Below are 21127 nucleotides of genomic sequence, written 5' to 3'. Positions count from 1 at the left end.
AGCGACGTTTCGCGCGCCAATGGTTCACATCGGGCCGGTGAGCGTCACGGAACTCGCGGCGTCACCTGGTGACCCCTCGGGGGCCCAACCGATCACCAGGGCGATGCCGCGAACGGCGTTGTCCTCGATAGCGAACGGATAGCGAGGCTGAGCCACGATCTCCCGGTCGAATCCCGCTAGTGAGAGGAGTGATCATGGCTCGCATGATCAACACCCTGGGTGACCGGTTGCTGGGGCTGTTCCTGCGCGAGGTCAAGGCCGGCGCCTGCGTCGCCGAGCACGGCCAGGTCTGCAAGACGTTCCACTACGACTGCTACGGCACCTGCAAGTAACTGCGGCGCTCGTGCCTTTCCCGCCACGGCCCCCGTGGCGGGAAAGGCGTTGCCCGGCAAAGGAGGCCACCGATGATCGGCGCCCAGTTCGTGCTCGCCGCCCGGGTCCTGGTCGGACTCGTGTTCGCGGTCGCGGCCGTCGGCAAGCTCGCCGGGCGGGTGCGGCTGGCGGAGTTCGCCGCGTCGCTGGCGCCCCTCGGCCGGTCGCCGGTGGGCTGGCTGCCGGTCGCCGCCGCGACCGCCGTCGCCGAGCTGGCCGTGGCCGGGCTCGTCGTTTTTCCCGCCACCTCCCGGCTCGGACTCGGGCTGGCGACGGCGGTGCTGCTCGTGTTCTGCGCGGCGATCGCCCGTTCGCTGCGGCTGGACCGCCGCGTCACCTGCCGCTGCTTCGGCCGCGCCGGGGCGGTGCTCGGGCGAGCCCACCTCGTCCGCAACGCGCTGCTCGCCGCGTGGGCCGCCGCGGCGTTCGCCGTCCCGCCGGGACCGGCGCTCGGCCTCGACACCGGGGCGGCCGCCGCGCTCGTCGGCACGTGCGCCGCGGTCGTCGCGATCAGCTGGGACAGCCTGGCCGGCCTGGTCCGCGCGACCGACACCGCCGGCCGCTGAGCGAAACACAGAAAGAGGTTCGTCATGTCGTTCCTGGTTGCCGTGGTCGCGGTTCTCGCCGTGCTGACGGTGCTCAACCTCCTGCTGTCGTCGGCGATCATCAGGCTGCTGAACGAGCAGCGGCGGCCGGCGACGCCCGCGCTGCCGGCGGTGGGCACCGAGATCGGGTCGTTCGAGGTCACCGACGCCGCCGGCGAGCCCGTCACCGACCGCGAGCTGGACGACGCGCTCGTCGCGTTCCTGTCGCCGACCTGCGGGCCCTGTCAGCGCATCGCCGGCCAGCTGACCGAGCCGACTGTCGCGTTCGTGCTCGACGGCGGTGACCGCGACAAGGCCGTCGAGTACGCCGCCGGTCTGGGCCCCTCCGTGCGCGTCGCCTTCGTCGGCGACCGCAGCCCGGTGTCGGCCGCGTTCGACGCGGGCGACGTCACCCCGACCCTGATCCGCGTGCGGGACCGGCGGATCGCCGCCGCCGGCCACGACCTCGACGCCGTGCGTCCGCAGCACGCCCGGTGAGCCTGTTCCGGGCGGCGGGCCCCGCGTTCGGGGTCGCCTGGCGTGCGTCGCGGGTGGCCACCGGCGCCACGATCGTGCTGGCGGTGCTCGCCTCGGCCCTGCCGGCGGTGTCGGCGTGGCTCGGGAAGCTGATGTTCGACGAGCTGACCGGCGGCCGGGACAGTGGCCTGATCGTGCTGCTGGCCATCGGTTCGGCGGCCGGCCTCGCCGTCGCGACCGCGATCACCGCGGTCGCCTCGTACTGCACTTCGATCGTGCGGGCCAAGTCGGCGATCGAGGCGGAGGACCGCCTGGTCGGCGCGGTCGGTGCGCTGCCGGGGCTGCGCCGGCTCGAGGACCCGGCGTTCCTGGACCGGGTGCGGCTGGCCGAGCAGGGCGCGCAGGAGGCGGCGCCCGCGGTGCTGGCCCTGATCGTCGAGTCGGTGCGCACCGTGGTCGCCGTGCTCGCGTTCGGCGGCGCGGTCTTGCTCGTGTGGCCGCCGATGGCCGGGCTGCTCGCGGTGTCCCTGGCGGCCGCGGGGGTCTCCCAGATGACTCTGTCCCGTCTGCGCGCGCGGGAGGTCGAGGCGATGATGGCCACCCACCGCGAGCGGTTCCTGTTCCGCTCGCTGTGCTCGGACATCCGGGCGGCCAAGGAGATCCGGCTCTTCGGCCTCTCGGACCTGTTCCGGTCCCGCATGGTGGCCGCGGTCCGCGCGGCCACGGCGAGCGAGTGCGCGATGCAGCGCCGGATCGCGGTCGCCGGGATCTCCGCCGCGATCGTGTCGGCGGTAGTGGCCGGCGTCGCCCTCGTGGTCGCCGCGACCGGCGCCGCCCGGGGCGCGTTGTCCATCGGCGACGTAACGCTCTTCACCGCCGCGGTGGCCGGCATCCAGTCACCGGTGGGCTCGCTGCTGGGCCAGCTCGGCCGGGCCGGTGGCTCGCTCGGGTTGTTCAAGCACTACCTCGACGTGGTGACGACCGCACCCGACCTGACCTCCGGGACGGACGCCGTGCCCGAGCTGAAGGCCGGCATCGAACTGCGTGACGTGTGGTTCCGCTACGACCAGACCGGCCCCTGGGTGCTGCGCGGGGTCAACCTCGTGATCCCCAGCGGCGCGGCGGTCGGGCTGGTCGGGGTGAACGGCGCGGGCAAGTCGACGCTCGTGAAACTGTTGTGCCGCTTCTACGATCCGGACCGCGGCCGGATCCTGTGGGACGGCGTCGACATCCGCTCCTGCGACCCGGCCGGGTTGCGGGCCCGCATCGGGGCCACGTTCCAGGACTTCACCAGCTACGACCTGACCGCGGCCGACAACATCGGTATCGGCGACGTCACCCGCCTCGGCGATCTCGACCGCGTTCGCGCGGCGGCCCGCCTGGCCGAGATCGATCCGGCGCTCTCGGCGTTGCCGCGAGGCTACGAAACCCTGCTGTCGAGGGCTTTCCTGGACGTCGACGACAAGGCCGGGGCGGCGTTGTCCGGCGGCCAGTGGCAGCGGGTGGCGCTGGCCCGGTCACTCATGCGCGCCGAAGCCGACCTGCTCATCCTCGACGAACCCAGCTCCGGCATGGACGCCGACGCCGAGACCAGGACCCACGTGGCACTGCGCGCCCACCGGGCCGGCCGGACGAGCGTGCTGATCTCCCACCGCCTGTCCGCCCTGCGCGGCGCGGACCGGATCGTCGTGCTGGGCGGCGGCCGGGTGATCGAAGAAGGCACCCACGACGAGCTGCTCACCGCGGGCGGCGAGTACGCCCGGCTGTTCTCGTTGCAGGCCAAGGGATACGCGATGGTGGAGGCGTGATGGCCGGGCTCGTTGTGGTCGTGGTTGTGGTTGTGGTGGTTCTGCTGGTCGTGCTGCTGCGCCGCCGTTACGTGGTGGCCCGCGTCCGGGGCCACAGCATGTCCCCGACCTTCCACGACGGCGAGCGGGTGGTCGCGACCCGGCGGCGGCACTACCGCGTCGGTGACGTGATCGTCTTCCGCCCGCGGCACGCGGCCGGCGACGTCGCGTGGCGCATCAAGCGGATCGCCGCGGTCGCCGGTGACCCGGTCCCCGCCTGGCTGGAGACGGACCACCCGGTCGTCCCGGCCGGCCGGGTGGTGGTGGTCGGCGACAACACCGGCCACAGCCAGGATTCCCGCCAGCTCGGCTACATCGAGATCTCCGGCGTCGCGGGCGCGGTGCCCGACCGCCCCGCGCCGGAGGGCAGCTGACCATCGATCTCCGCCAGCACCTTCTCCACCCCGGCTCGTTCGACCGGGCTGTCGAACCGGTCCTGCAGGCGCAGGGCCGCGTGGGCGACGCGGCGGGCGGCGGCCCGGTCACCGGCGGCCAGCTCGATCGAGGCCAGGGCGAGCAGCGCGGCGGACTCGGCGTCCGGGCGGCGGATGCGGCGGGCCAGGCCCAGCGCGCGGTCCACGGATCGCCGGGCGGCGTACAGGTCGCCGCGCGCGCGATGAACGTCGGCTTCGGCGGTGAGGCACCAGGTCTGGCCGATCGGGTCGCCGTGCTGCTCCGACAGGCAGCGGGCCTGTTCGGCGAGCTCGGCCGCGACCGCCGCGTCGCCGCGGGCCAAGGCGGTGCGCAAGACCACGAGCCGCACCTGGGCGCGGGTCTTCCAGTCGCCGGCGGCGTCGGCCAGGCGCAGGGCCTTCGTGCCGTGTGCCGTCGCCGCACAGAGGTCGCCGAGGTGGTCCCGGTACAGGGCGGCCAGCGTGCCGTGGCAGCCCGACATCCCCGCCAGGTTGCCGGACTTCCGGAAGCACACCACGGCCTCGCGCATGGCGGTGATCGCGCGGTGCCAGTCCCGGCAGCGCTCGTACGCGTCGCCGAGCTTGGTCAGCACCTCCGCCCGCAGCGGGAGGTCGACGTCGGCCAGCGGCACCTCGTTCAGGATGGCGACCACGTCGGCGTACCGGCTGCGGTGCATCCGCGCCGTCGCCGTGACCAGCGCCGCGGCCACCCGCACCACCGGGTCCGGGCCGGCGACGTTCATCAGCCGCGTGGCCGCCCGGGCGCCGTGGTCGGACAGGTCGAGCCGCACGAGCGGCGCACGCAGCACCAGCAGCAGCGCCGCCGCGTGGCGAAGCAGGCCGCCGCGCACGGCCAGAGCGAACACGGCGAGCAGGACGTCGACGTCCGCGCCCACCCACGGCAGTGGCTCCTGCACCACGTGCCCTACCACGTCCTGGCCGAGGGGTGCGGCGGTCTCGGCGAGCACCGTGTAACCGACCCGCATGCCCAGCATGCCCTCGCAGGCGTGCCGGGTCAGCGCGACCGCCCACCCGGCCAGCCGGTCCAGGACGCGCGGGCCGAGCGACGGGCCGACCGTGCGGCAGTAGGCCCGGACGAGGTCGTGCATCCGGTAGCGGGGCACCCCGTCGCGCCCCGGCCCGGCCTGGTCGAGCAGGTTCATCGCGCACAGGTGGGCAAGCACCTCGCCGGTGCGGGGGAGTGGCACGTCGAGCACGGGGGCGAGCGGCCAGCCGGTGAACGTCGGCGCCCCGATCGCCGCCAGCGCCAGCATCGCGGCCCGCGCTTCCCGGTCCAGCAACCGGAAGCTGGCGTCGAGGCTGTCCCGCACGCTGCGCTGCCCGACCGTCAGCTCCCGCATCCGCCTCGACTCGTCGGACAGCCGCGCGGCCAGCTCCGCCACGCCGAGCTTCGGGTACGCGGCGAGCTGCGCCCCGGCGATCCGCAACGCGAGCGGCACACCCCCGCACGCCTCGATCACGGTGGCGACCGTGCCCTCGTCCTCGCCCAGCCGCGCCGCGCCCGCCGCGTTCGCGAGCACCGTCCCGGCCACCTGGTCGGACAGCGGCGCGAGCGGCACCCGGACCGCCGGCTCGACCTCGGGCAGAACGGACCGGCTGGTCACGATCGTGGCGCAGCCCGGATCGGCGGCCAGGAGCGGCTCGATCTGCGCGGCCGTGGCGGCGTTGTCCAGCACCACGAGCACCCGCTTGCCCGCCGTGCGGCTGCGGAACTCGGCCGTGCGCTCCTCGACGGTGGCCGGCATCGACCGCACCGGCACCCCGAGTGCACGGAGAAAGCCGGCGAGGATCTCGTGTGGTGCGGCCGGTCGCGTGTCGGCGCCCCGCAGATCGGCGTAGAGCTGCCCGTCGGGGTAGGCGTGCGCCGACGCCGCGCCGGCGTGCAGGGCCAGCGCCGTCTTGCCGATCCCGGGCATTCCGGTGATCAGCACCAGCGGCGGCGCGTCGGTCCGGCGTGCCACCGCGGCCCTGATCGCGGACGACTCGGCGTCGCGCCCGGCGAACCCGGTGGTCCGCGGCGGCAGCTGGGCGGGCACCACGGTCACCGCCGGCGGCGTCTCGACGGAGAGGATCTCCGCCTCCAGCGCGAGCAGCTCCCGGGAGGGGTCCATGCCCAGCTCGTCGCGCAGCACGCGCCGGGCCTCCTGGAACGCCGCCAGGGCGTCGGCCCGCCGCCCGGCGCGGTGCAGCGCCAGCATCCGCCGGTGGTGCAGGCCCTCGCGCAAGGGGTGGGCCTGCACCAGCGCGGTCAGCTCGGGCAGCAGCCGTGCGGCCCGCCCGCACGCGATCTCCGCGTCGATCCACTCCTCGGCCAGGCCGATCCGCAGCTCGTCCAGCCGGGGCAGCTCCGCGCCGGCCAGGTGCGCGGTCACCCCGCCCAGCGGCGTCCCGGTCCAGCGGTCGAGCGCGGATCGCAGCAGGCCGGCCGTGCCCGCCGGGTCCCCGCCCGCCCGCGCCGTGCTCAGCAGCTGCCGCACCTCGTCGACGTCGACGAGGCAGTCCAGCAGGTACCCGCTCGACACGGTGACCACGGCCCCGGCCGCGCCGGCCCGGTCGAGCGACGCGCGGAGCTTGGACACCTGGATGTGCACCTGGGTCCGCGCGGTGGCCGGCGGCAGCTCGCCCCACAGGGCGTCGATCAGCCGTTCCACCGACACCGGCTGCCGGCAGGCGAGCGCCAGCGCGGCGAGCACCGTGCGCCCCAACCGCCCCTTGACCGGCACCGGTGTCCCGTGGACCCGCGCGCCGACCGGGCCGAGGACCGTGGCTTCCAGCACTCCGTGCCCGCACCCTTCAAGATCGTGTGGCGACCCCGCAGCCGTCGCCGGGACCGCGCGCAGGCGCTCGACGCCACGGCGCAGCACTCGGCCGTCGGCCGGACATCGATGAGGTACCCGGGTACGCGACAGCTCGCGGCCCGCAGCTGCCCTCGTCATGCGGGCGGCCGCCTTCCCCCGGTAAAGATCAGCCCCAGTGACGAAACTGGCGGGCTCGCAACCGCCGCCTTCCCCGGCCGGGTGAAGCCACTCTCGCCCGTGCCGACGCTGCCAGCGGCGCGCGAGCACCGTCAACCGGCCCGAAAACGTTTCGCGCTGGCCCGAAACATGAGGCAGCTCCCCGGATCGGGCAACCTCTTGTCCGCTTTGGAGGCTCTTCACCGTCGAGAGTGTCGGTGCGGCTTGAAGCCGCCGGTCTCGAGCAAGCTCCTGGCGACCGCGCGCCGAGCGAGGTTCGACCGGCTCGTCTGCGCGACAAGGACTTTCGCGACCACGCCGGGGTCGGCGGCCGGGGACACGTTCGTGGAGTCGGTGCGGAACGGCTGGCGGTACGTTTCGACGACTTCGACAAGCCGGGTGGACGTCCGTTTCAGGTGGTTCCGAACTTCCGTCGCTTGACCGGGCTCCGGCGCGCGTCAAGCCTGGTGCCGTTGGCGCGTCCGCCAGCTCCGCGGGAAGGGATCTTCCGATGTCCTTGGGTGTTTCCGCCTCCAAACGAAGAATCTTCGCCACGCTCACCGCGCTCGTCGTGCCTCTCGCCGTCGTCTTGGCGCCGGCCGCCCACGCCGCGACCGCGACCGCGCCGCTGCCGGCGGATCCGCAGTCGAGCCGGCACAAGGTCGCCGCCGCGGCGGCCGAGGCGCGCCACGACGTTCCCAATCCACTGCTCAAGGAGCGGTTCGCCGAGGAGGAAGAGGAGGACGGCGACGATCCCGCGTTGTCGGCGCTCTGCCAGACCTACATCGGCAAGCCGAACCCGTACCGCCCGGTCGCGCCCAACACCGACGTCATCCGCGGCGACACGATCGTGCCGACCGGCAGCCAGACCGGCTGCAGCACCGCGCAGAACGAGACCACCATCGCCGTCAACCCGGAGAACCCGCGCAACATCGTGGCGGGGTCGAACGACTACCGGCTCTACAACACCCGCGAGGCCCGCAACGACTCCGGCGGCTTCGCCTACACCTCCTTCGACGGCGGCCGGACCTGGGCGAACGTCCAGCTGCCGCACCTCGACTTCCCGACCGGGGCGACGGGCCCGCTGGCGTACATGGACGCCGCGGGCGACCCGGCCGTCGCGTTCGGCCCGCACAACACCGTCTACTACGCGACGCTCGTGTTCAGCCGGGCCGCGGTGCCCGACGACCAGCAGTCCGCCAGCGGCATCGCCGTCTCGGTGTCGCACGACGGCGGTCGTACCTTCGGCGACCCGGCGGTGCTCGAACTCGACGGCGTGACGCCGGCGGGTACGCCGACGCCGACGTCCATCTTCAACGACAAGGAGTGGATCGCCGCCGATCCCCGCACCGGAGACGTTTACGTCTCGTGGACGCAGTTCACCTACGACGCCAGCGGCACCTACACCGAGTCGCCGATCGTGCTGTCGAAGTCGGCCGACTTCGGCCGGACCTGGTCGCCCAAGCGCCGGGTTTCCCCGTCGCTGACCGGTTTCCCCGGCGGGATCACGCCGTTCGGCAGCGGATCCAACCCGGTCGTCACCCGGGACGGGACGCTCCAGATCGCCTACGAGACCTCGGTCTGCGCCACCGCGGCATGCGATCAGCCCGCCGACCACGACGCGGTCGTCGTGGCGACCTCACGTGACGGCGGCCGAACCTTCCGGCACGCCGAAGTGGCTCCCGACTTCGACTTCCCGGTCGACGAGGACGTCGCCAACAACGCGCTGACCGGCGAGAACTTCCGGATCAACAGCTTCCCGCAGCTGGCCTACGACCGCGTCACCGACCGGCTCTGGGTCACGTGGGCCGACGACCGCAACGGCACCTACCGCGACGGCGAATCGGTGAAGACGAACGGCGACGCGTTCTTGAGCGGCTCCGACGGGCGGCACGGCTGGTCCGAGCCGGTGAAGATCGGGACGGGCGCCGACGAAGTGTTCCCCGCCGTTGCGGCGCTGGCCGGACGCGTCGCGGTCACCTTCTACACTCGTGCCTACGACCCGAACGGCATCGGGCTCGACTACGCCTACGCCACCGGCTGGGGTGACCGCGTGGGCTCGGCGCCGATCCGGCGGATCACGACGCAGACGGCGAATCCCCAGGTCCAGTTCGTCTCGACCGGCGCGGTGACGGGCAAGGAACTGCAGGGAGTGTTCATCGGCGACTACACCGCGGCGGCCGTCGGTGCCGACTTCCGGCTGCACCCGTGCTGGACCGACTTTCGCGGGAATCCGGGCACAACCACACCGAACCAGGATGTCGGGACGCAGACTCTGGCGATGTTCCCGTAGCGACGGCGCCGTGTCGGCTGTTGCTTCAGGGCAGCAGCCGGCACGGGCCGCCGATCCGGCGGTCACGCCGGTCGTGCGCCCCTGAACGACGGATCCGCGGCGATTCCCCGACGAGTTCTGCGTGACCAGAGGTGCTGGATCGATGAGAGCCGGCGACATCGAGGTTTGACGAAGTCGCGCCTGAACCGCCGCAATCGGTTCAAGTGCCGCTCGGTTCACCCCGGTAACACTTGGTGCTCTTCAGCCCGCTCAGGTGCGCGATTCCTCGAGCAGGTCGTCGCAGAAAGCGGCGACGTCGGCACCGATGAGTTCCAGGGCTCCCTTGCCGGCCGCCGCGCCCTCCTCGAAGAAGTCGACTATGCCGGAGAGCGGGGGCTCGCCGAGCGATTCGAGCACCCCGACCTTGAAGACGTACTTCTGGATCTCCTTGTAGACGATCCGGTAGTCCGGCGGGAGCGCCTTGACCCGCGCCATCTGCGCCCGCCACTGCTTCTTGCCCTCGATGGCCTCTTGAATGCCCATGTCAGCCTCCCAGCTGTGCCAATTTCCTCGCCACGTTCCGGTTCAGCTGTTCGCGCCACCGGTCGCGATGGCTCCGGGCTCCTTCTCCGCCGGCCAGTGCCGTGCAGAAACCCTTGATGTCGCCGCCCAGTACCTCGTGGATGCTCTGCCCGTCGGAGGCCGTCTCTTCGAGCAGTTCCAGGGCGCTGTCGAGGATCGGCATCAGGTTCCGGCCGGAGAAGTCCCCGTAGGGAAAGAGGTGTCCCTTGATTTCTTCCCACGCCGCCCGGTAATCGGCCGGCAAAACCTCGGCCCGGGTCTCGAACGCCTGGTACTCCTTGGTGAGGTCGCTGCCGGTGATGGTCTCCCAGAGTTTCATCGCCCGCTCTCCTTGAGCTTGTCGATCCGTGATGTGACGTAGTCCCATTTCGCCCAGAACGTCGCGAGTACCTCGCGCCCCGCGTCGTTGAGTGCGTAGAACTTGCGTGGCGGTCCCAGCCCGGACGGTCGTTTCGTCACGTGGACGAGCCCGTTCTTCTCCAGCCTCAGCAGGATGGTGTAAACGGTTCCCTCGACGACGTCGGCGAAGCCGAGGTCGTTCAGCCGGCGCGTGATGGCGTACCCGTAGGTCTCCTCCCCGTCGATGATCTCGAGCACGCAGCCCTCGAGCGTGCCCTTCAGCATCTCCGTCAGGTCGTCCATCGCGGTCCTTTTCGATCCTCGTGGTACTCGGTGGTACCGAGTACCACTACACGGTACCACTGAGTACCGGATACCGCTGCGGCCATGGCCTCTTGCGCGATCGCTATTCAGCGATACTATGTACTGGTAGTCAGCGACACTGAGTAGCACGCAGGAGGTGGTCCGTGGGCAAGCAGGCGACGGAGATGCTCAAGGGAACGCTGGAAGGCATCGTCCTCGCGATCCTGGCCGGCCGGTCCGCGTACGGCTACGAGATCACGGCGTGGTTGCGGGAGCAGGGTTTCTCCGACATCGCCGAGGGCACGATCTACGCGCTGCTCCTCAGGATCGAGAAAAGGGAGCTCGTCGACGTCGAGAAGATCCCGTCCGAGAAGGGGCCGCCGCGCAAGGTGTATTCGCTCAACGCCGAGGGGCGGGCATACCTCGACGAGTTCTGGAGGACGTGGAGCTTCCTTTCGGAACGGCTGGAACAGCTTCGCCAGGGAGGGAACCAACCATGAAGATTTCGGACATCGCCACCAAGGTGATCGGCGACAAGCGCAGGTGGCGGGCGTACAAGGCGCGCACCCGGCAGCTTCCCGCGAACTACCGCGCGGCGGTCGAGGCGCTGGAACGGTACTTGATGTTCTTCGGGGCGGCGGACGGCGACACCGCGGCATCGATGTACGAGGACCTGATCGATCTGTTCGAGCGGGCCGCGGCGGACGGAACGCCCATTCGCGAGATCGTCGGAGCGGACCCCGTGGATTTCGTCGACACCTTCATCCAGAACTACTCGAAGGGTGGCTGGATCACCCGTGAACGCGAACGGCTGACCAACGGCATCGAACGCGCTGAAGGACTGGACGAGGGGAAACGCTCATGACGGCGCCATCGGCGACCGGGCCCGAAATCCGCGTGCGAGGCCTGCAGAAGTCGTACAAGGACCTAGCGGTACTGCGCGGCGTGGACTTCGATGTGGCGCGGGGCAGCATCTTCGCCCTGCTCGGCTCGAACGGGGCCGGCAAGACCACGGTCGTGAAAATCCTGTCCACGCTGCTGAAAGCCGACGGGGGAGCGGCGAGCGTCCACGGCTTCGACGTCGCCACGCAAGCGGACGACGTGCGAGAGTCCTTCAGCCTCACCGGGCAGTTCGCGGCGGTCGACGAGATCCTCAGCGGGCGGGAGAACCTCGTGCTGGTCGCCCGGCTGCGGCACCTCAAGGGGGCGGCCGGGATCGCCGACGACCTGCTCCGGCGCTTCTCACTGACCGACGCGGCCGAGCGCAAGGTGTCGACGTACTCGGGTGGCATGCGCCGCCGGCTCGACATCGCGATGAGCCTCATCGGGAACCCGCCGGTCGTCTTCCTCGACGAGCCGACGACCGGGCTCGACCCCCAGGCCCGCCTCGAAGTCTGGCGCGCGGTCAGGGAACTCGCCGAGAACGGCACGACGGTGCTGCTCACCACGCAGTACCTGGACGAAGCCGAGCAGCTCGCGGACCGGATCGCGATCCTGCACGAGGGCCGGATCATCGTGAACGGCACCCTCGCCGAGCTCCGGCGGCTCCTGCCGCCGGCGAAGGTCGAATACGTCGAGAAGCAGCCGACCCTCGAGGACGTCTTCCTCACGCTCGTCGGCGACGGCGGCAAGGACCGCGACGCGGCAAGCACGAGTGGGGAACGGTCATGACCAAGCACTTCTTCGGTGACACCGCCGTCCTGCTGGGACGGTCACTGCGGCACATCACGCGCAGCATGGACACCATCATCACGACCGCGATCATGCCGATCGCCATGTTGCTGTTGTTCGTCTACGTGTTCGGCGGCGCGATCAAGACCGGGTCGGACTCGTACGTGAACTACCTGCTGCCCGGCATCCTGCTCATCACCGTCGCGTCGGGTATCTCCTACACCGCGTTCCGGCTGTTCCTGGACATGAAGAACGGTATCTTCGAGCGGTTCCAGTCGATGCCGATCGCCCGGTCGGCCGTGCTGTGGGCGCACGTGCTCACCTCACTGATCGCCAACCTGATCTCCCTCGTCGTGGTCGTGGGTGTCGCCCTGCTCATGGGCTTCCGGTCGGGGGCAGGTGTATCGGCGTGGCTCGCGGTGCTCGGCGTGCTGGTCCTCTTCACGTTGGCGTTGACGTGGCTGGCCGTCATCCCGGGCCTGACCGCGAAGTCGGTGGACGGCGCGAGTGCGTTCTCCTATCCGCTGATCTTCCTGCCGTTTCTCAGCTCGGCGTTCGTGCCCACCGGCACCATGCCCGGCCCGGTGCGCGCCTTCGCCGAAAACCAGCCGGTGACGTCCATCGTCAACGCCCTCCGCAGCCTGTTCACCGAGCAGCCGGTCGGCGACGACATCTGGATCGCGCTCGCCTGGTGCGCCGGGATCCTCGCCGTCGCGTACTTCTTCGCCACGCTCACCTACCGCCGCAAGATCTCGTGAGCTTCCCGAGGGCAGGGGCGGCGGTCTCGGCCGTCGCTCTGCTGATCGGCGTGACCGTGCCGGCAGCCGCCGCGGAGCCGGGACGCCCGGAGCTGCAGCAGACGATCCAGGCGATCGTCGGCTCCGGTTTCACCGGGGTGCAGCTGCGCGTGCACGACCAGCGGGGTGACTGGGCCGGCAGCGCGGGGGTGCGCGAGCTGGGCGAGGCCGGGAAGCCGCCGACGGACGGGCGGTTCCGGATCGGCAGCACCACCAAGACGTTCACCGCGACCGCGGTACTGCAGCTGGTCGCCGAAGGCAGGATCGGGCTGGACACCCCGGTGGCCGCCTACCTGCCGGAGTTCGGCTTCGACCGGCGGATCACGGTGCGGATGCTGCTGCAGCACACCAGCGGGCTGTTCAACTACACCGGCGAGTACTACGACGACGGTACGGTCGTCCCGGGGATCCCGTGGTCGGGCAAGGAATGGGTGGACAACCGCTTCCACACCTATCGGCCGGCGGACCTGGTGCGGTACTCGCTGGCCAGGCCGGCGCGGTTCGCCCCGGGCACGGGCTGGAGCTACGCCAACACCAACTACGTGGTGGCCAGGCTGCTCATCGAGAAGGTCACCGGCCGCTCGTACGCCGATCAGGTGCGGCGCCGGATCCTGCGTCCGCTCGGAATGCGGGACACCGTGGCGCCGGGCACCTCGGCGGAACTTCCCGGACCGCACGCCCACGCGTACTACCGGTACCAGGACGCCGGGCAGTGGAAGACGATCGACGTCAGCCGGCAGAACCCGTCCTGGATTTCCGGCGCCGGTGAGCTGATTTCGACGACGAAGGACCTCGGAACGTTCTACTCCGCGCTGCTGGGCGGGAAGCTGCTCCCGCCCCCGCTGCTGTCCGAAATGCTGAAGCCGCACCCGACACCCGACCCGACGAGCGACTACGGCCTCGGTCTGTTCGAGCTGCACGCGGACGCGAACTGCAGCGGCACCATGCTCCTCAACCACAACGGCAGCGTCCAGGGCTACGGGACGCTGGTGTACAGCACACCCGACGGCAGCAGGACCCTGGAGGCGTCGATCACCTACGTGGACACGGGTGTCGCCCCCGCGGAGGCGTACCAGAAGGCGGTGCAGCGCCTCATCGAGCAGGTGTTCTGCGTCAGGTAGCGCGTGTCCGGCCCGTGTCAGGGCGGTGTCAGGAAAGAACGGAACAGTGGACCCATGACGAAGAACCGCACCTCATCGACCGACACGAGATGGACCGGCATGGTGCCGGTCGACGACACGGCCCTGGCCGTCACCGACGCCGGCGGTCCCGGCGTCCCGGTGGTCTACCTCAACGGCCAGTTCGCCACCCAGGGCTACTGGAAGCGGGTCCTCGCCGAACTCGGCGACGGCTTCCGGCACATCACCTACGACGAGCGGGCCCGCGGCAAGTCGAAGCGGTCGGGCGACTACTCCTTCGAGGTCGCCGTCCGCGACGTCGACGCCGTGCTCGCGGCGCGGGGCGTGGACCGCGCCCTGGTGGTCGGCTGGTCCTACGGCGCGTTCGTCGCGGCGCACTGGGCCGGCCGGAATCCCGAGCGTGCCCTCGGCGCCGTTTTCGTCGAGGGCGCCGAACCCTACGACTGGCTCGACGAGGCCATGGAGCAGCGGATCCGGAAGCTGTTCAAGCGGATGGGCTGGTTCCTGCCGGTGCTGCGCCCGACGGGTCTGGCGCCGCGGATGAGTGCCGCGCAGCAGGCCGAGAGCAACATCGAACTCGGTAGGATCTCGCGCGAGCGTGAGCTGGGTCCGGTGCTGGACGCGATCACCGTCCCGGCGCGGTACGTGCTCGGCTCGGGGAGCTCGTTCGGGAGCAAGGGTGACGAGCAGGAGCGGATCCGGACCGCGGTCGGCGCGGTGATCGCCCGCAACCCGCACATCGAGCTCGCCGTGAAGGTCCCGAGCAACCACGGCGCCATCCTGCGCAAGGATTTCCGTGCCGTCGCCGACACGGTGCGCGAGGTCGCCGGCCTCGCCCGCTGAGCGGGCTCAGAGCCAGTCCTTGCGTTTGAACAACGCGTACAGCCCGGCGGAGAAGGTGACGATGGCCGCGGTGGACACCCAGAACCCCCAGGGTCGGTCGACGCCCGGGTACGGGATGTTCTGGCCGTAGAAGCCCGTGATCGCGGTGGGCACCGCGATGATCGCCGCCCACCCGGTCACCTTCTTCATGATCGTGTTGAGGCGGTTCGCCTGCAGGTTCAGCTGTGTCTCGCGGACCGTCGTCACGAGTTCCCGGAGCGATTCGGTCCACTCCGAAGCCCGCAGCACGTGGTCGTAGACGTCCTGGTAGTACGGCATCAGCTCGCTGTCGCAGACGTGGTGGTCGCGACGCATCAGGGAATTGACGACCTCGCGCATCGGCAGCACGACCCGGCGGAGCCGGACGAGGCTCTTGCGCAGGTGCAGGGAGCGGCGGTGCATCTCGCGGTGGTCGACCTCGTCATCGAAGACCAGGTCTTCGAGGGCTTCGATCTGTTCGTCGAGGGACTGCACGGCTTCGAAGTGGCTGTCGACGACGTAGTCGAGCAGCCCGTGCAGGAGATAACCGACGCCGCTCTTGGCGAGCTCTTCGGTTTCGTCCCAGCGGGAGAGGACCTCGCTGATGTCGAAGTGGTCGTTCTCCCGGACGGTCACGAGCGCGCGTTCGGTGATGAACGCGTCCATCTCGACCGCTTCGAGCGTGCCGGCCGCGATGTCGAGCCGCACCGCGTAGGCGGTGAGGAACGAGTGGGTGTCGTAGCGGTCCACCTTCGGCCGCTGGTGGTCCTGCACGACGTCCTCGACGGCGAGCTTGTGCAGGCTCAGCTCCTCGCTGATCGTGGCGAGGTCCTCCTCGGTGGGGGCGCACAGGTCGAGCCAGACCGTGGCGCCCGGGTCGGCCAAGTGGTCGGAGACCTCGGCGGCCGGGAAGTCCTCGGCCACGAGGACCCCGTCGCGGTAGAGGCGGGTGCGGGCCATGACGGGGAGACTAGCGGCGCTGCGTGGTGACGCCGCGGCGGATGTCACCGGGTAGCGGACGGACACGCTGCAGGTCGCGACGGCCGGTCGAGTGCAGCTGCCAGGGAACGCTGGTGACCATGACGCCGGGTTCGAACAGCAGCCGGCCCTTGAGGCGTAGCGAGCTCTGGTTGTGCAAGGCGTTTTCCCACCAGCGGCCGACGACGTACTCCGGGATGTAGACGCAGACGACGTCGCGGGGGCTGCCGCGGCGCAGGTTCTTGACGTAGGCCACGACCGGCCGGGTGATCTCGCGGTACGGCGATTCGACCACCTTGAGCGGGATCTTCATCCCGCGCCCGGCCCACAGGCGCTGGAGCTCACGGGTGTCGTCGTCGTCGACGTTGACGGTGATCGCCGTCAGGGTGTCCGGCCGGGTGGCCCGGGCGAACGCGATCGCGCGCTGGCTGGGTTTGTGCAATGTGGACACCAGGACGATCGCGTGGACGCGGCTGGGCAGCAGCTCGCTTTCGTCGTCCGGCTGGAGTTCCTCGCGGACGTGGGTGTAGTGCCGGTGGATCGCGCGCATGACCACGTAGAGCACGGGAATGGCGATGACGACGAGGTAGGCGCCATGGGTGAACTTCGTGATCAGCACGACCACGAGCACGATCGCGGTGAGCGCGGCACCGACCGCGTTGATCAGCCGTGACCGGTGCGCCGCCCGGCGCTCGCGGGTGTCGGCGGTGTCGGCGAGGACCCGGTTCCAGTGCCGGACCATGCCGGCCTGGCAGAGCGTGAAGGAGGTGAACACGCCGAGGATGTAGAGCTGGATGAGCCGGGTGGTGGATCCGTCGAAGGCGAAGATCAGGATCGCGGCGACGACCGCGAGGGCGATGATCCCGTTGGAGAACGCGAGGCGGTCGCCTCGCGTGTGCAGCTGCCGGGGCAGGTAGCGGTCCTGGGCGAGGATCGACGCCAGCAGCGGGAACCCGTTGAACGCGGTGTTCGCCGCCAGGATCAGGATGAGCGCGGTCGTGGCCTGGAGGAAGTAGAACAGGACCGCGTGATCGCCGCCGAAGACCGCGGCGCCGATCTGGCTGATCACCGTGCGCTGCGGGTCGGTGGTGCAGTCGCCTCGGAAACTCGCCAGGTCGCAGGTGTTCTCGGCGATGTGCACCCGCGCGATCAGCGACAGCGCCGTGATGCCGCCGAACATGACGACCGCGGTGACGCCCATCGCGGTCATGGTGCGCGCCGCGTTGAGCGACTTGGGCTTGCGGAACGCCGGGACGCCGTTGGAGATCGCCTCGACGCCGGTGAGCGCGGTGCAGCCGGAGGAGAACGACCGCAGCAGCAGGAACACCAGCGCCAGGCCGGTGAGGCCGGCCTGCTCGGGCCGGATGTCGTAGCCCGCGCTCTCCGCGACCGGGGGATGGCCGCCGAACACCCGCGCGAAACCGAGGACGATCATCAGCGTGACCGCGCCGATGAACAGGTAGGTGGGGGCCGCGAACGTGCGCCCGGACTCCCGGATGCCGCGCAGGTTCATCGCCGTGAGCACCACGATGAACCCGATGTCGAGCAGGATCCGCTGGTCGTTGAGCTGCGGTACGGCCGAGATGATGTTGTCCACGCCGGAGGCGACCGACACGGCCACCGTCATGATGTAGTCGACCATCAGCGCGCCGGCGACGACCAGGCCCGCGTGGCTGCCGAGGTTGCGGGACGCGACTTCGTACGATCCGCCACCGCTGGGGTACGCCTTCACCACCTGCCGGTAGGAGACGACCACCACGGTGAGCAGGACCGCGACGGCCAGCCCGACCCAGGGCGCGAGCGCGAGGTAGGCGAGCCCGCCGAGGGACAGGATCAGCAGGATCTCCTGGGTCGCGTAGGCGACGGAGGACAGCGGGTCGCTCGCGAAGATCGGCAGGGCGAGCCACTTGGGCAGGAGCGTCTCGCCGAGGGTGTCGCTGCGGAACGGCCGGCCGACGACCAGCCGCTTCAGCCATGAGGTGGGTACCGGCACGTACGGCAGCGTGCCTCGCGACGCGGCGCACCGGCGTACGGAAACCGTAAAGATCCCGGTGTTCGCGTAGGGATCACGTAAACGTATCCCGGCCCTTCGTCAGGGTCGCGTCAACGACCGTGGCCGGCGCGCCTCACCCGCCTACGGTGCCGGTGACTTCGTCCCGGGAGCTGCCATGGCCGAAACCGGTCTCACGCGCGTGATCTGCTGCCGTGGTGCGGCGGAACTGCTCGACGAACTCGCGCCCGGGCCCCGGGCCTTCGCCGGGCTCCGCCGAGCGTTTCCGCGTCGTGTGCTGGAACCCGCGTTGCGCGTGCTGGCCGCCGAAGGAGCGCTCCGGCGCTCACCGGCGGGAACCTGGGACGGCCGGCCGGACGGTGCGGTGGTGTTCTCCCTCACCGCCACCGGCCGCCGTCTTTTCGCGGATTTGTCCGATTTGGACGTCTGGGTCTCGGTGTACGAGGACTACCTCAACGGGTAGCCGGCCCCGGATCGAACAGAGCCTGGGCCGACGCCGAGTTGTGACCAAGTCCGAAATGGACACGGCGGGTGTGCGTGATCGTCCGTGACGGCTCCACGAATCAGCTCGGCCGACATCGGCCGGTTCGTGCGTGGGAAGGGAGCAGCCGGATGGCCGAACTGGCCTGTGTGCTGCCGGCGATCGTCGTGTTCGCCGACGTTCGGGCAGATCGCCCTCCCGCCGCTCGGGTACCGGCCACTGGGCGACTGGAAGACCTACGCCTCGGGCGTGCCGGGCTTCTCCTTCGTCCCGGTGCTGTTCCGGTACCCGCGGCCGGACTCCGGCCGCGCGGTCGACCCCGGGATCGCCGGCGCGGGGTGGGTCTCGCACCAGCGTTCCGCGCCGCGCACCACGAGGGCCAGCACGAGGAAGCCGCCGATCAGCATCAGCGTGTAGACCAGGTCGCTCATCGGGATCCTCCTGCTCGGCGAACTCGGTGACCGGACGATGGCGCAGCGCGCACCGGCGGGCCCGGCGAGGTCGTGTTTCCTTCACGTCGGCGCGGCCGATGTTGACGGAACGTTGATCCGGGCCCGCTCCGGCGCCGAATTCGCGTCAAGGATCATGGACAGCGTTGTCCCCCTTGGACAGTGTGGAGACATGCGCACTGCCACCTCTGACGAACTCGACCGGGCCGCCGCGGATCTCCGGCGGCTGGTCCGTTCCACCGCGGCGGCGATGGAGCGGGCGACCGTCGCGCTGGAGGAGGCCGATGTCGCTCTGGCCGACGAGATCGTGGCCGATTCGGTCCGGCTCGACCGTGAGCGCGAGGAGCTGGCGCGCACGGCTCCGGGGCTGCAGGCACCGGTGGTGACCGTGCTCGCCATGATCCACGCGTTGACCGAGTTGGAGCGGCTGAGCTTGCTCGTGCTCGCCGTCGCGCGGGCGGTGCAGCGGTCCTACCCGCATCCGATCGTGCCGCACGAGCTGACCCCGGGGTTCGTCGAGATGGGGCGCATCGCGGTCTGGCTGCTGGAACTGACGGCCGGCACCGGCGAGGTCCGTTCGCTGATCAGCCTGGAGGACGATCTCGACGACCTGCGCCGGATCCTGGTCGACGTCCGGAGTCGGTGTGACGGCGCGGCGGTGGCCGACGTCGTGCTGCTGAGCCGCCTTTACGAGCGGTTCGCCGACCACGCGGTCCTGCTGGCCCGCCTGATGAAGTCCGCGGTCCCTCACAGCCGGGCGACGGGGACGGCGGCCTGAGCAGGTCCGCGGGCGAGGCCGTCTGGACCTGCCCGCACGACACCGGTCTCGCGGTGCCGATCGGTGCGCTCGAAGCCTGACGACCAGGGCGTCACGTTTCGGATGTCACCGAACGGGTGGTTCGCGTAGGCTGAGCCCGGCGCGCCGGGAAGTCTGGTCGGCATCCGGATCGGGATGTGGAGGACCGGCTGATGCGCGGTGTCGAAACCGTACTGTTCCTCGTGGTCGTGGCGACCGTCGTGGCCACCTTCGCGAAGCGGCTGCGCGTGCCGGCGCCGTCGTTGCTGGTCGTTGCCGGTGTGGTCGTGGGGCTGTTGCCCGGTGTCCCGGTGGTGCAGGTGACACCGGACGTGATCAGCCTCGTCGTGCTCCCCCCGCTGCTGTTCGCCGCGGGGGAGGAGCTGCCGTGGCGGGACCTGCGCGCGGTCGGGCGGCCGGTGGCCGTGCTGTCGGTGGGCCTGGTCCTGCTGTCGGCGGCGGCGGTGATCGGAACGGCGGTCGCGGTGACGTCGTTGCCGGTCGGGATGGCTTTCGTGCTTGGGGCGGTGCTGGCGAGCACGGACCCGGTCGCGGTGACGGCGCTGGCGCGGCGGCTCGCGCTGCCGCCTCGGGTGCAGGCCCTGATCCAGGCCGAAAGCCTGTTCAACGACGCCACCAGCCTGCTGCTGTTCCGGGTCGCGCTGTTCCTGGCCGTCGCGGGTGGGGCCGCGTCCTGGGGCCGGACGCTGGGCGAGTTCGCGGCGCTCGCCGGGGGTGGCGTGGCGGTCGGCGTGCTGACGGCCATCGGGGCGTTCGTGATCCGCCGGCGGACCGAGGATCCGGTGCTGGAGACGGTGATCTCGCTGGTGACACCGTACGCGGGGTACGTCGTCGCGGAGTCGGTCGGCGGGTCGGGCGTGACGGCGGTCGTCGTGGCGAGCGTGATCCTCGGGACGCAGGCCGAACGCCTGACGACAGCGCGGATCCGGCTGCAGGTCGGCGCGGTCTACCAGACCGTCGTGTTCCTCCTGGAAAGTGTCGTTTTCGGCCTGATCGGGCTGCAGCTGCCGGCCCTGGTGCGCCGGGTGGCCGGCGGGAGCGCGTGGTGGCTGCTGCAGGCGGTGGCGATCGCGGCGACGCTGGTCATGGCGCGGCTGCTGCTCGTGTTCGTCCTTTCCGCGTTGCGGCAACGGCGGGCAGACGGCCGGATCTCGTGGCAGGTGCCCGCCGTGGTGTCGTGGGCGGGTGCGCGGGGGGTGGTCCCGCTGGCGGCGGCGTTGTCGCTGCCGGTGGCCACGTTGGACGGTTCGGCGCTGCCCGCGCGCGAGCTGGTGCTGTTGCTGACGAGCGCGGTGATCGTGCTGACGCTCGTGGTCCAGGGCTTCACGCTCGCACCGCTGGTGCGCCTGGCCGGCATCGCGCTCGACCCGGCCGACCTGCGGACCGAGTACGGCACCGCACGCCGGAAGCTCGCCGAAGCCGGGCTGAGCCACCTCGAGCACCTGGCCGAGACCGAGTCCGCGCCGGAGTTCGTCGTCGATCAGCTGAGGGCGAGCTGGCAGGCGCGGCTGGACCGCGTCCGGGGCGAGGACAAGACCGGCGACAAAACCGGCGACGAAACCGGCGACCCGGTGCGCGGGATCGACTATCGGGCGCTGCGGCGGGAGCTGATCGACGTCGAGACGGCCGAGCTGACTCGGTTGTTCGAAGCGGGGGAGATCACCGACGGGACCCGGCGGCGGGTCCAGCGGCTGCTGGATCTCGAGCACGCCGCCCTCGAAGACTGACCGGTGTCACCGCGGGGCCGGCGCGCCTTCGG

General features: G+C 70.9%; 22 protein-coding genes. 15 read left to right on the top strand and 7 right to left on the bottom strand.

Annotated elements, in window-relative coordinates:
• Positions 1-194 precede the first annotated feature (194 nt).
• From OHS18_RS11815 to OHS18_RS11795, 5 genes are all read left to right on the top strand, one after another.
• The gene (locus tag OHS18_RS11815; protein WP_328453049.1) at positions 195-332 is read left to right on the top strand and encodes a hypothetical protein; all 138 of its coding nucleotides are present in this window, start codon (positions 195-197) and stop codon (positions 330-332) included.
• A 72-nt stretch (positions 333-404) separates the two neighbouring features.
• Positions 405-938 carry a MauE/DoxX family redox-associated membrane protein gene (locus tag OHS18_RS11810; RefSeq protein ID WP_328617010.1) on the top strand — a complete coding sequence of 178 codons (534 nt, stop codon included), beginning with the start codon at positions 405-407 and terminating at the stop codon, positions 936-938.
• A gap of 24 nt (positions 939-962) precedes the next feature.
• Positions 963-1454 (top strand): TlpA family protein disulfide reductase, encoded by a 492-nt coding sequence (locus tag OHS18_RS11805; protein WP_328617009.1) that lies wholly within the window; start codon positions 963-965, stop codon positions 1452-1454.
• A complete protein-coding gene (locus tag OHS18_RS11800; RefSeq protein WP_328617008.1) occupies positions 1451-3241 on the top strand; it encodes an ABC transporter ATP-binding protein in 1791 nt (596 codons plus the stop codon). Before OHS18_RS11805 ends, OHS18_RS11800 begins: the two co-directional genes overlap by 4 nt.
• Entirely contained in the window at positions 3241-3654 is a 414-nt protein-coding gene (locus OHS18_RS11795) for a S26 family signal peptidase (RefSeq protein ID WP_328617007.1), read from the top strand. The genes OHS18_RS11800 and OHS18_RS11795 overlap by 1 nt, the downstream gene beginning before the upstream one ends.
• On the opposite strand, the gene OHS18_RS11790 is transcribed toward OHS18_RS11795, so the two are convergent.
• Entirely contained in the window at positions 3591-6491 is a 2901-nt protein-coding gene (locus OHS18_RS11790; protein WP_328617006.1) for an AfsR/SARP family transcriptional regulator, read from the bottom strand. The genes OHS18_RS11795 and OHS18_RS11790 overlap by 64 nt on opposite strands.
• A gap of 688 nt (positions 6492-7179) precedes the next feature.
• Between OHS18_RS11790 and OHS18_RS11785 the strand changes: the two genes are divergently transcribed.
• Entirely contained in the window at positions 7180-8961 is a 1782-nt protein-coding gene (locus tag OHS18_RS11785) for a sialidase family protein (RefSeq protein ID WP_328617005.1), read from the top strand.
• 249 nt (positions 8962-9210) lie between these two features.
• Here the strand turns inward: OHS18_RS11785 and OHS18_RS11780 are convergent, their stop codons facing one another.
• From OHS18_RS11780 to OHS18_RS11770, 3 genes are read right to left on the bottom strand one after another with little or no spacing between them, the layout of a single operon-like run.
• Positions 9211-9483 (bottom strand): DUF1048 domain-containing protein, encoded by a 273-nt coding sequence (locus tag OHS18_RS11780; protein WP_328617004.1) that lies wholly within the window; start codon positions 9481-9483, stop codon positions 9211-9213.
• Position 9484: 1 nt separating this feature from the next.
• Positions 9485-9841, bottom strand: a complete 357-nt coding sequence (locus OHS18_RS11775) for a DUF1048 domain-containing protein (RefSeq protein WP_328617003.1) — start codon at positions 9839-9841, stop codon at positions 9485-9487.
• Entirely contained in the window at positions 9838-10164 is a 327-nt protein-coding gene (locus tag OHS18_RS11770) for a PadR family transcriptional regulator (RefSeq protein ID WP_328453066.1), read from the bottom strand. Before OHS18_RS11770 ends, OHS18_RS11775 begins: the two co-directional genes overlap by 4 nt.
• Before the next feature lie 164 nt (positions 10165-10328).
• Here OHS18_RS11770 and OHS18_RS11765 point away from each other — a divergent pair, with 164 nt between their 5' ends.
• Genes OHS18_RS11765 through OHS18_RS11740 form a run of 6 tightly spaced genes read left to right on the top strand, consistent with a single transcriptional unit; the run spans position 10329 to position 14614 of the window.
• Positions 10329-10664 (top strand): PadR family transcriptional regulator, encoded by a 336-nt coding sequence (locus OHS18_RS11765; protein ID WP_328453068.1) that lies wholly within the window; start codon positions 10329-10331, stop codon positions 10662-10664.
• Entirely contained in the window at positions 10661-11029 is a 369-nt protein-coding gene (locus OHS18_RS11760) for a DUF1048 domain-containing protein (protein WP_328617002.1), read from the top strand. The genes OHS18_RS11765 and OHS18_RS11760 overlap by 4 nt, the downstream gene beginning before the upstream one ends.
• Entirely contained in the window at positions 11026-11835 is an 810-nt protein-coding gene (locus OHS18_RS11755; protein WP_328617001.1) for an ABC transporter ATP-binding protein, read from the top strand. Before OHS18_RS11760 ends, OHS18_RS11755 begins: the two co-directional genes overlap by 4 nt.
• Entirely contained in the window at positions 11832-12593 is a 762-nt protein-coding gene (locus tag OHS18_RS11750; protein ID WP_328453074.1) for an ABC transporter permease, read from the top strand. The genes OHS18_RS11755 and OHS18_RS11750 overlap by 4 nt, the downstream gene beginning before the upstream one ends.
• Before the next feature lie 50 nt (positions 12594-12643).
• Positions 12644-13753 carry a serine hydrolase domain-containing protein gene (locus tag OHS18_RS11745; RefSeq protein ID WP_442875367.1) on the top strand — a complete coding sequence of 370 codons (1110 nt, stop codon included), beginning with the start codon at positions 12644-12646 and terminating at the stop codon, positions 13751-13753.
• Between the two features lie 54 nt (positions 13754-13807).
• Complete coding sequence (locus OHS18_RS11740; protein WP_328617000.1) at positions 13808-14614, top strand: alpha/beta hydrolase; 807 nt, start codon at positions 13808-13810, stop codon at positions 14612-14614.
• A gap of 6 nt (positions 14615-14620) precedes the next feature.
• Here the strand turns inward: OHS18_RS11740 and OHS18_RS11735 are convergent, their stop codons facing one another.
• On the bottom strand, positions 14621-15592 hold the full coding sequence (locus OHS18_RS11735; RefSeq protein ID WP_328616999.1) for a magnesium transporter CorA family protein: 972 nt from the start codon (positions 15590-15592) through the stop codon (positions 14621-14623).
• A 10-nt stretch (positions 15593-15602) separates the two neighbouring features.
• Positions 15603-17603, bottom strand: coding sequence for an APC family permease (locus OHS18_RS11730; RefSeq protein WP_328616998.1), 2001 nt, complete (start codon positions 17601-17603; stop codon positions 15603-15605).
• A gap of 175 nt (positions 17604-17778) precedes the next feature.
• Here OHS18_RS11730 and OHS18_RS11725 point away from each other — a divergent pair, with 175 nt between their 5' ends.
• The gene (locus OHS18_RS11725) at positions 17779-18084 is read left to right on the top strand and encodes a winged helix-turn-helix transcriptional regulator (RefSeq protein WP_328616997.1); all 306 of its coding nucleotides are present in this window, start codon (positions 17779-17781) and stop codon (positions 18082-18084) included.
• A gap of 254 nt (positions 18085-18338) precedes the next feature.
• Here the strand turns inward: OHS18_RS11725 and OHS18_RS11720 are convergent, their stop codons facing one another.
• Positions 18339-18533, bottom strand: coding sequence for a hypothetical protein (locus OHS18_RS11720; protein WP_328453086.1), 195 nt, complete (start codon positions 18531-18533; stop codon positions 18339-18341).
• A gap of 190 nt (positions 18534-18723) precedes the next feature.
• Between OHS18_RS11720 and OHS18_RS11715 the strand changes: the two genes are divergently transcribed.
• Both OHS18_RS11715 and OHS18_RS11710 read left to right on the top strand, forming a co-directional pair.
• A complete protein-coding gene (locus tag OHS18_RS11715; protein ID WP_328616996.1) occupies positions 18724-19329 on the top strand; it encodes a phosphate transport system regulatory protein PhoU in 606 nt (201 codons plus the stop codon).
• A 191-nt stretch (positions 19330-19520) separates the two neighbouring features.
• Positions 19521-21095, top strand: a complete 1575-nt coding sequence (locus OHS18_RS11710; protein WP_328616995.1) for a Na+/H+ antiporter — start codon at positions 19521-19523, stop codon at positions 21093-21095.
• The last annotated feature ends 32 nt before the right edge of the window (positions 21096-21127 follow it).

This window comes from Amycolatopsis sp. NBC_00355 (assembly GCF_036104975.1).
Classification (GTDB): domain Bacteria; phylum Actinomycetota; class Actinomycetes; order Mycobacteriales; family Pseudonocardiaceae; genus Amycolatopsis.
Note: the sequence above shows the minus strand (reverse complement) of the source record. Positions and strands in the feature narration are given on the sequence as shown.

Coding starts and splice junctions, on each gene's coding strand:
- OHS18_RS11815 (WP_328453049.1), top strand. CDS start 195: ATGGCTCGCATGATCAACACCCTGGGTGACCGGTTGCTGGGGCTGTTC.
- OHS18_RS11810 (WP_328617010.1), top strand. CDS start 405: ATGATCGGCGCCCAGTTCGTGCTCGCCGCCCGGGTCCTGGTCGGACTC.
- OHS18_RS11805 (WP_328617009.1), top strand. CDS start 963: ATGTCGTTCCTGGTTGCCGTGGTCGCGGTTCTCGCCGTGCTGACGGTG.
- OHS18_RS11795 (WP_328617007.1), top strand. CDS start 3,241: ATGGCCGGGCTCGTTGTGGTCGTGGTTGTGGTTGTGGTGGTTCTGCTG.
- OHS18_RS11785 (WP_328617005.1), top strand. CDS start 7,180: ATGTCCTTGGGTGTTTCCGCCTCCAAACGAAGAATCTTCGCCACGCTC.
- OHS18_RS11780 (WP_328617004.1), bottom strand. CDS start 9,483: ATGGGCATTCAAGAGGCCATCGAGGGCAAGAAGCAGTGGCGGGCGCAG.
- OHS18_RS11775 (WP_328617003.1), bottom strand. CDS start 9,841: ATGAAACTCTGGGAGACCATCACCGGCAGCGACCTCACCAAGGAGTAC.
- OHS18_RS11770 (WP_328453066.1), bottom strand. CDS start 10,164: ATGGACGACCTGACGGAGATGCTGAAGGGCACGCTCGAGGGCTGCGTG.
- OHS18_RS11760 (WP_328617002.1), top strand. CDS start 10,661: ATGAAGATTTCGGACATCGCCACCAAGGTGATCGGCGACAAGCGCAGG.
- OHS18_RS11755 (WP_328617001.1), top strand. CDS start 11,026: ATGACGGCGCCATCGGCGACCGGGCCCGAAATCCGCGTGCGAGGCCTG.
- OHS18_RS11750 (WP_328453074.1), top strand. CDS start 11,832: ATGACCAAGCACTTCTTCGGTGACACCGCCGTCCTGCTGGGACGGTCA.
- OHS18_RS11740 (WP_328617000.1), top strand. CDS start 13,808: ATGACGAAGAACCGCACCTCATCGACCGACACGAGATGGACCGGCATG.
- OHS18_RS11735 (WP_328616999.1), bottom strand. CDS start 15,592: ATGGCCCGCACCCGCCTCTACCGCGACGGGGTCCTCGTGGCCGAGGAC.
- OHS18_RS11725 (WP_328616997.1), top strand. CDS start 17,779: ATGGCCGAAACCGGTCTCACGCGCGTGATCTGCTGCCGTGGTGCGGCG.
- OHS18_RS11720 (WP_328453086.1), bottom strand. CDS start 18,533: ATGAGCGACCTGGTCTACACGCTGATGCTGATCGGCGGCTTCCTCGTG.
- OHS18_RS11715 (WP_328616996.1), top strand. CDS start 18,724: ATGCGCACTGCCACCTCTGACGAACTCGACCGGGCCGCCGCGGATCTC.
- OHS18_RS11710 (WP_328616995.1), top strand. CDS start 19,521: ATGCGCGGTGTCGAAACCGTACTGTTCCTCGTGGTCGTGGCGACCGTC.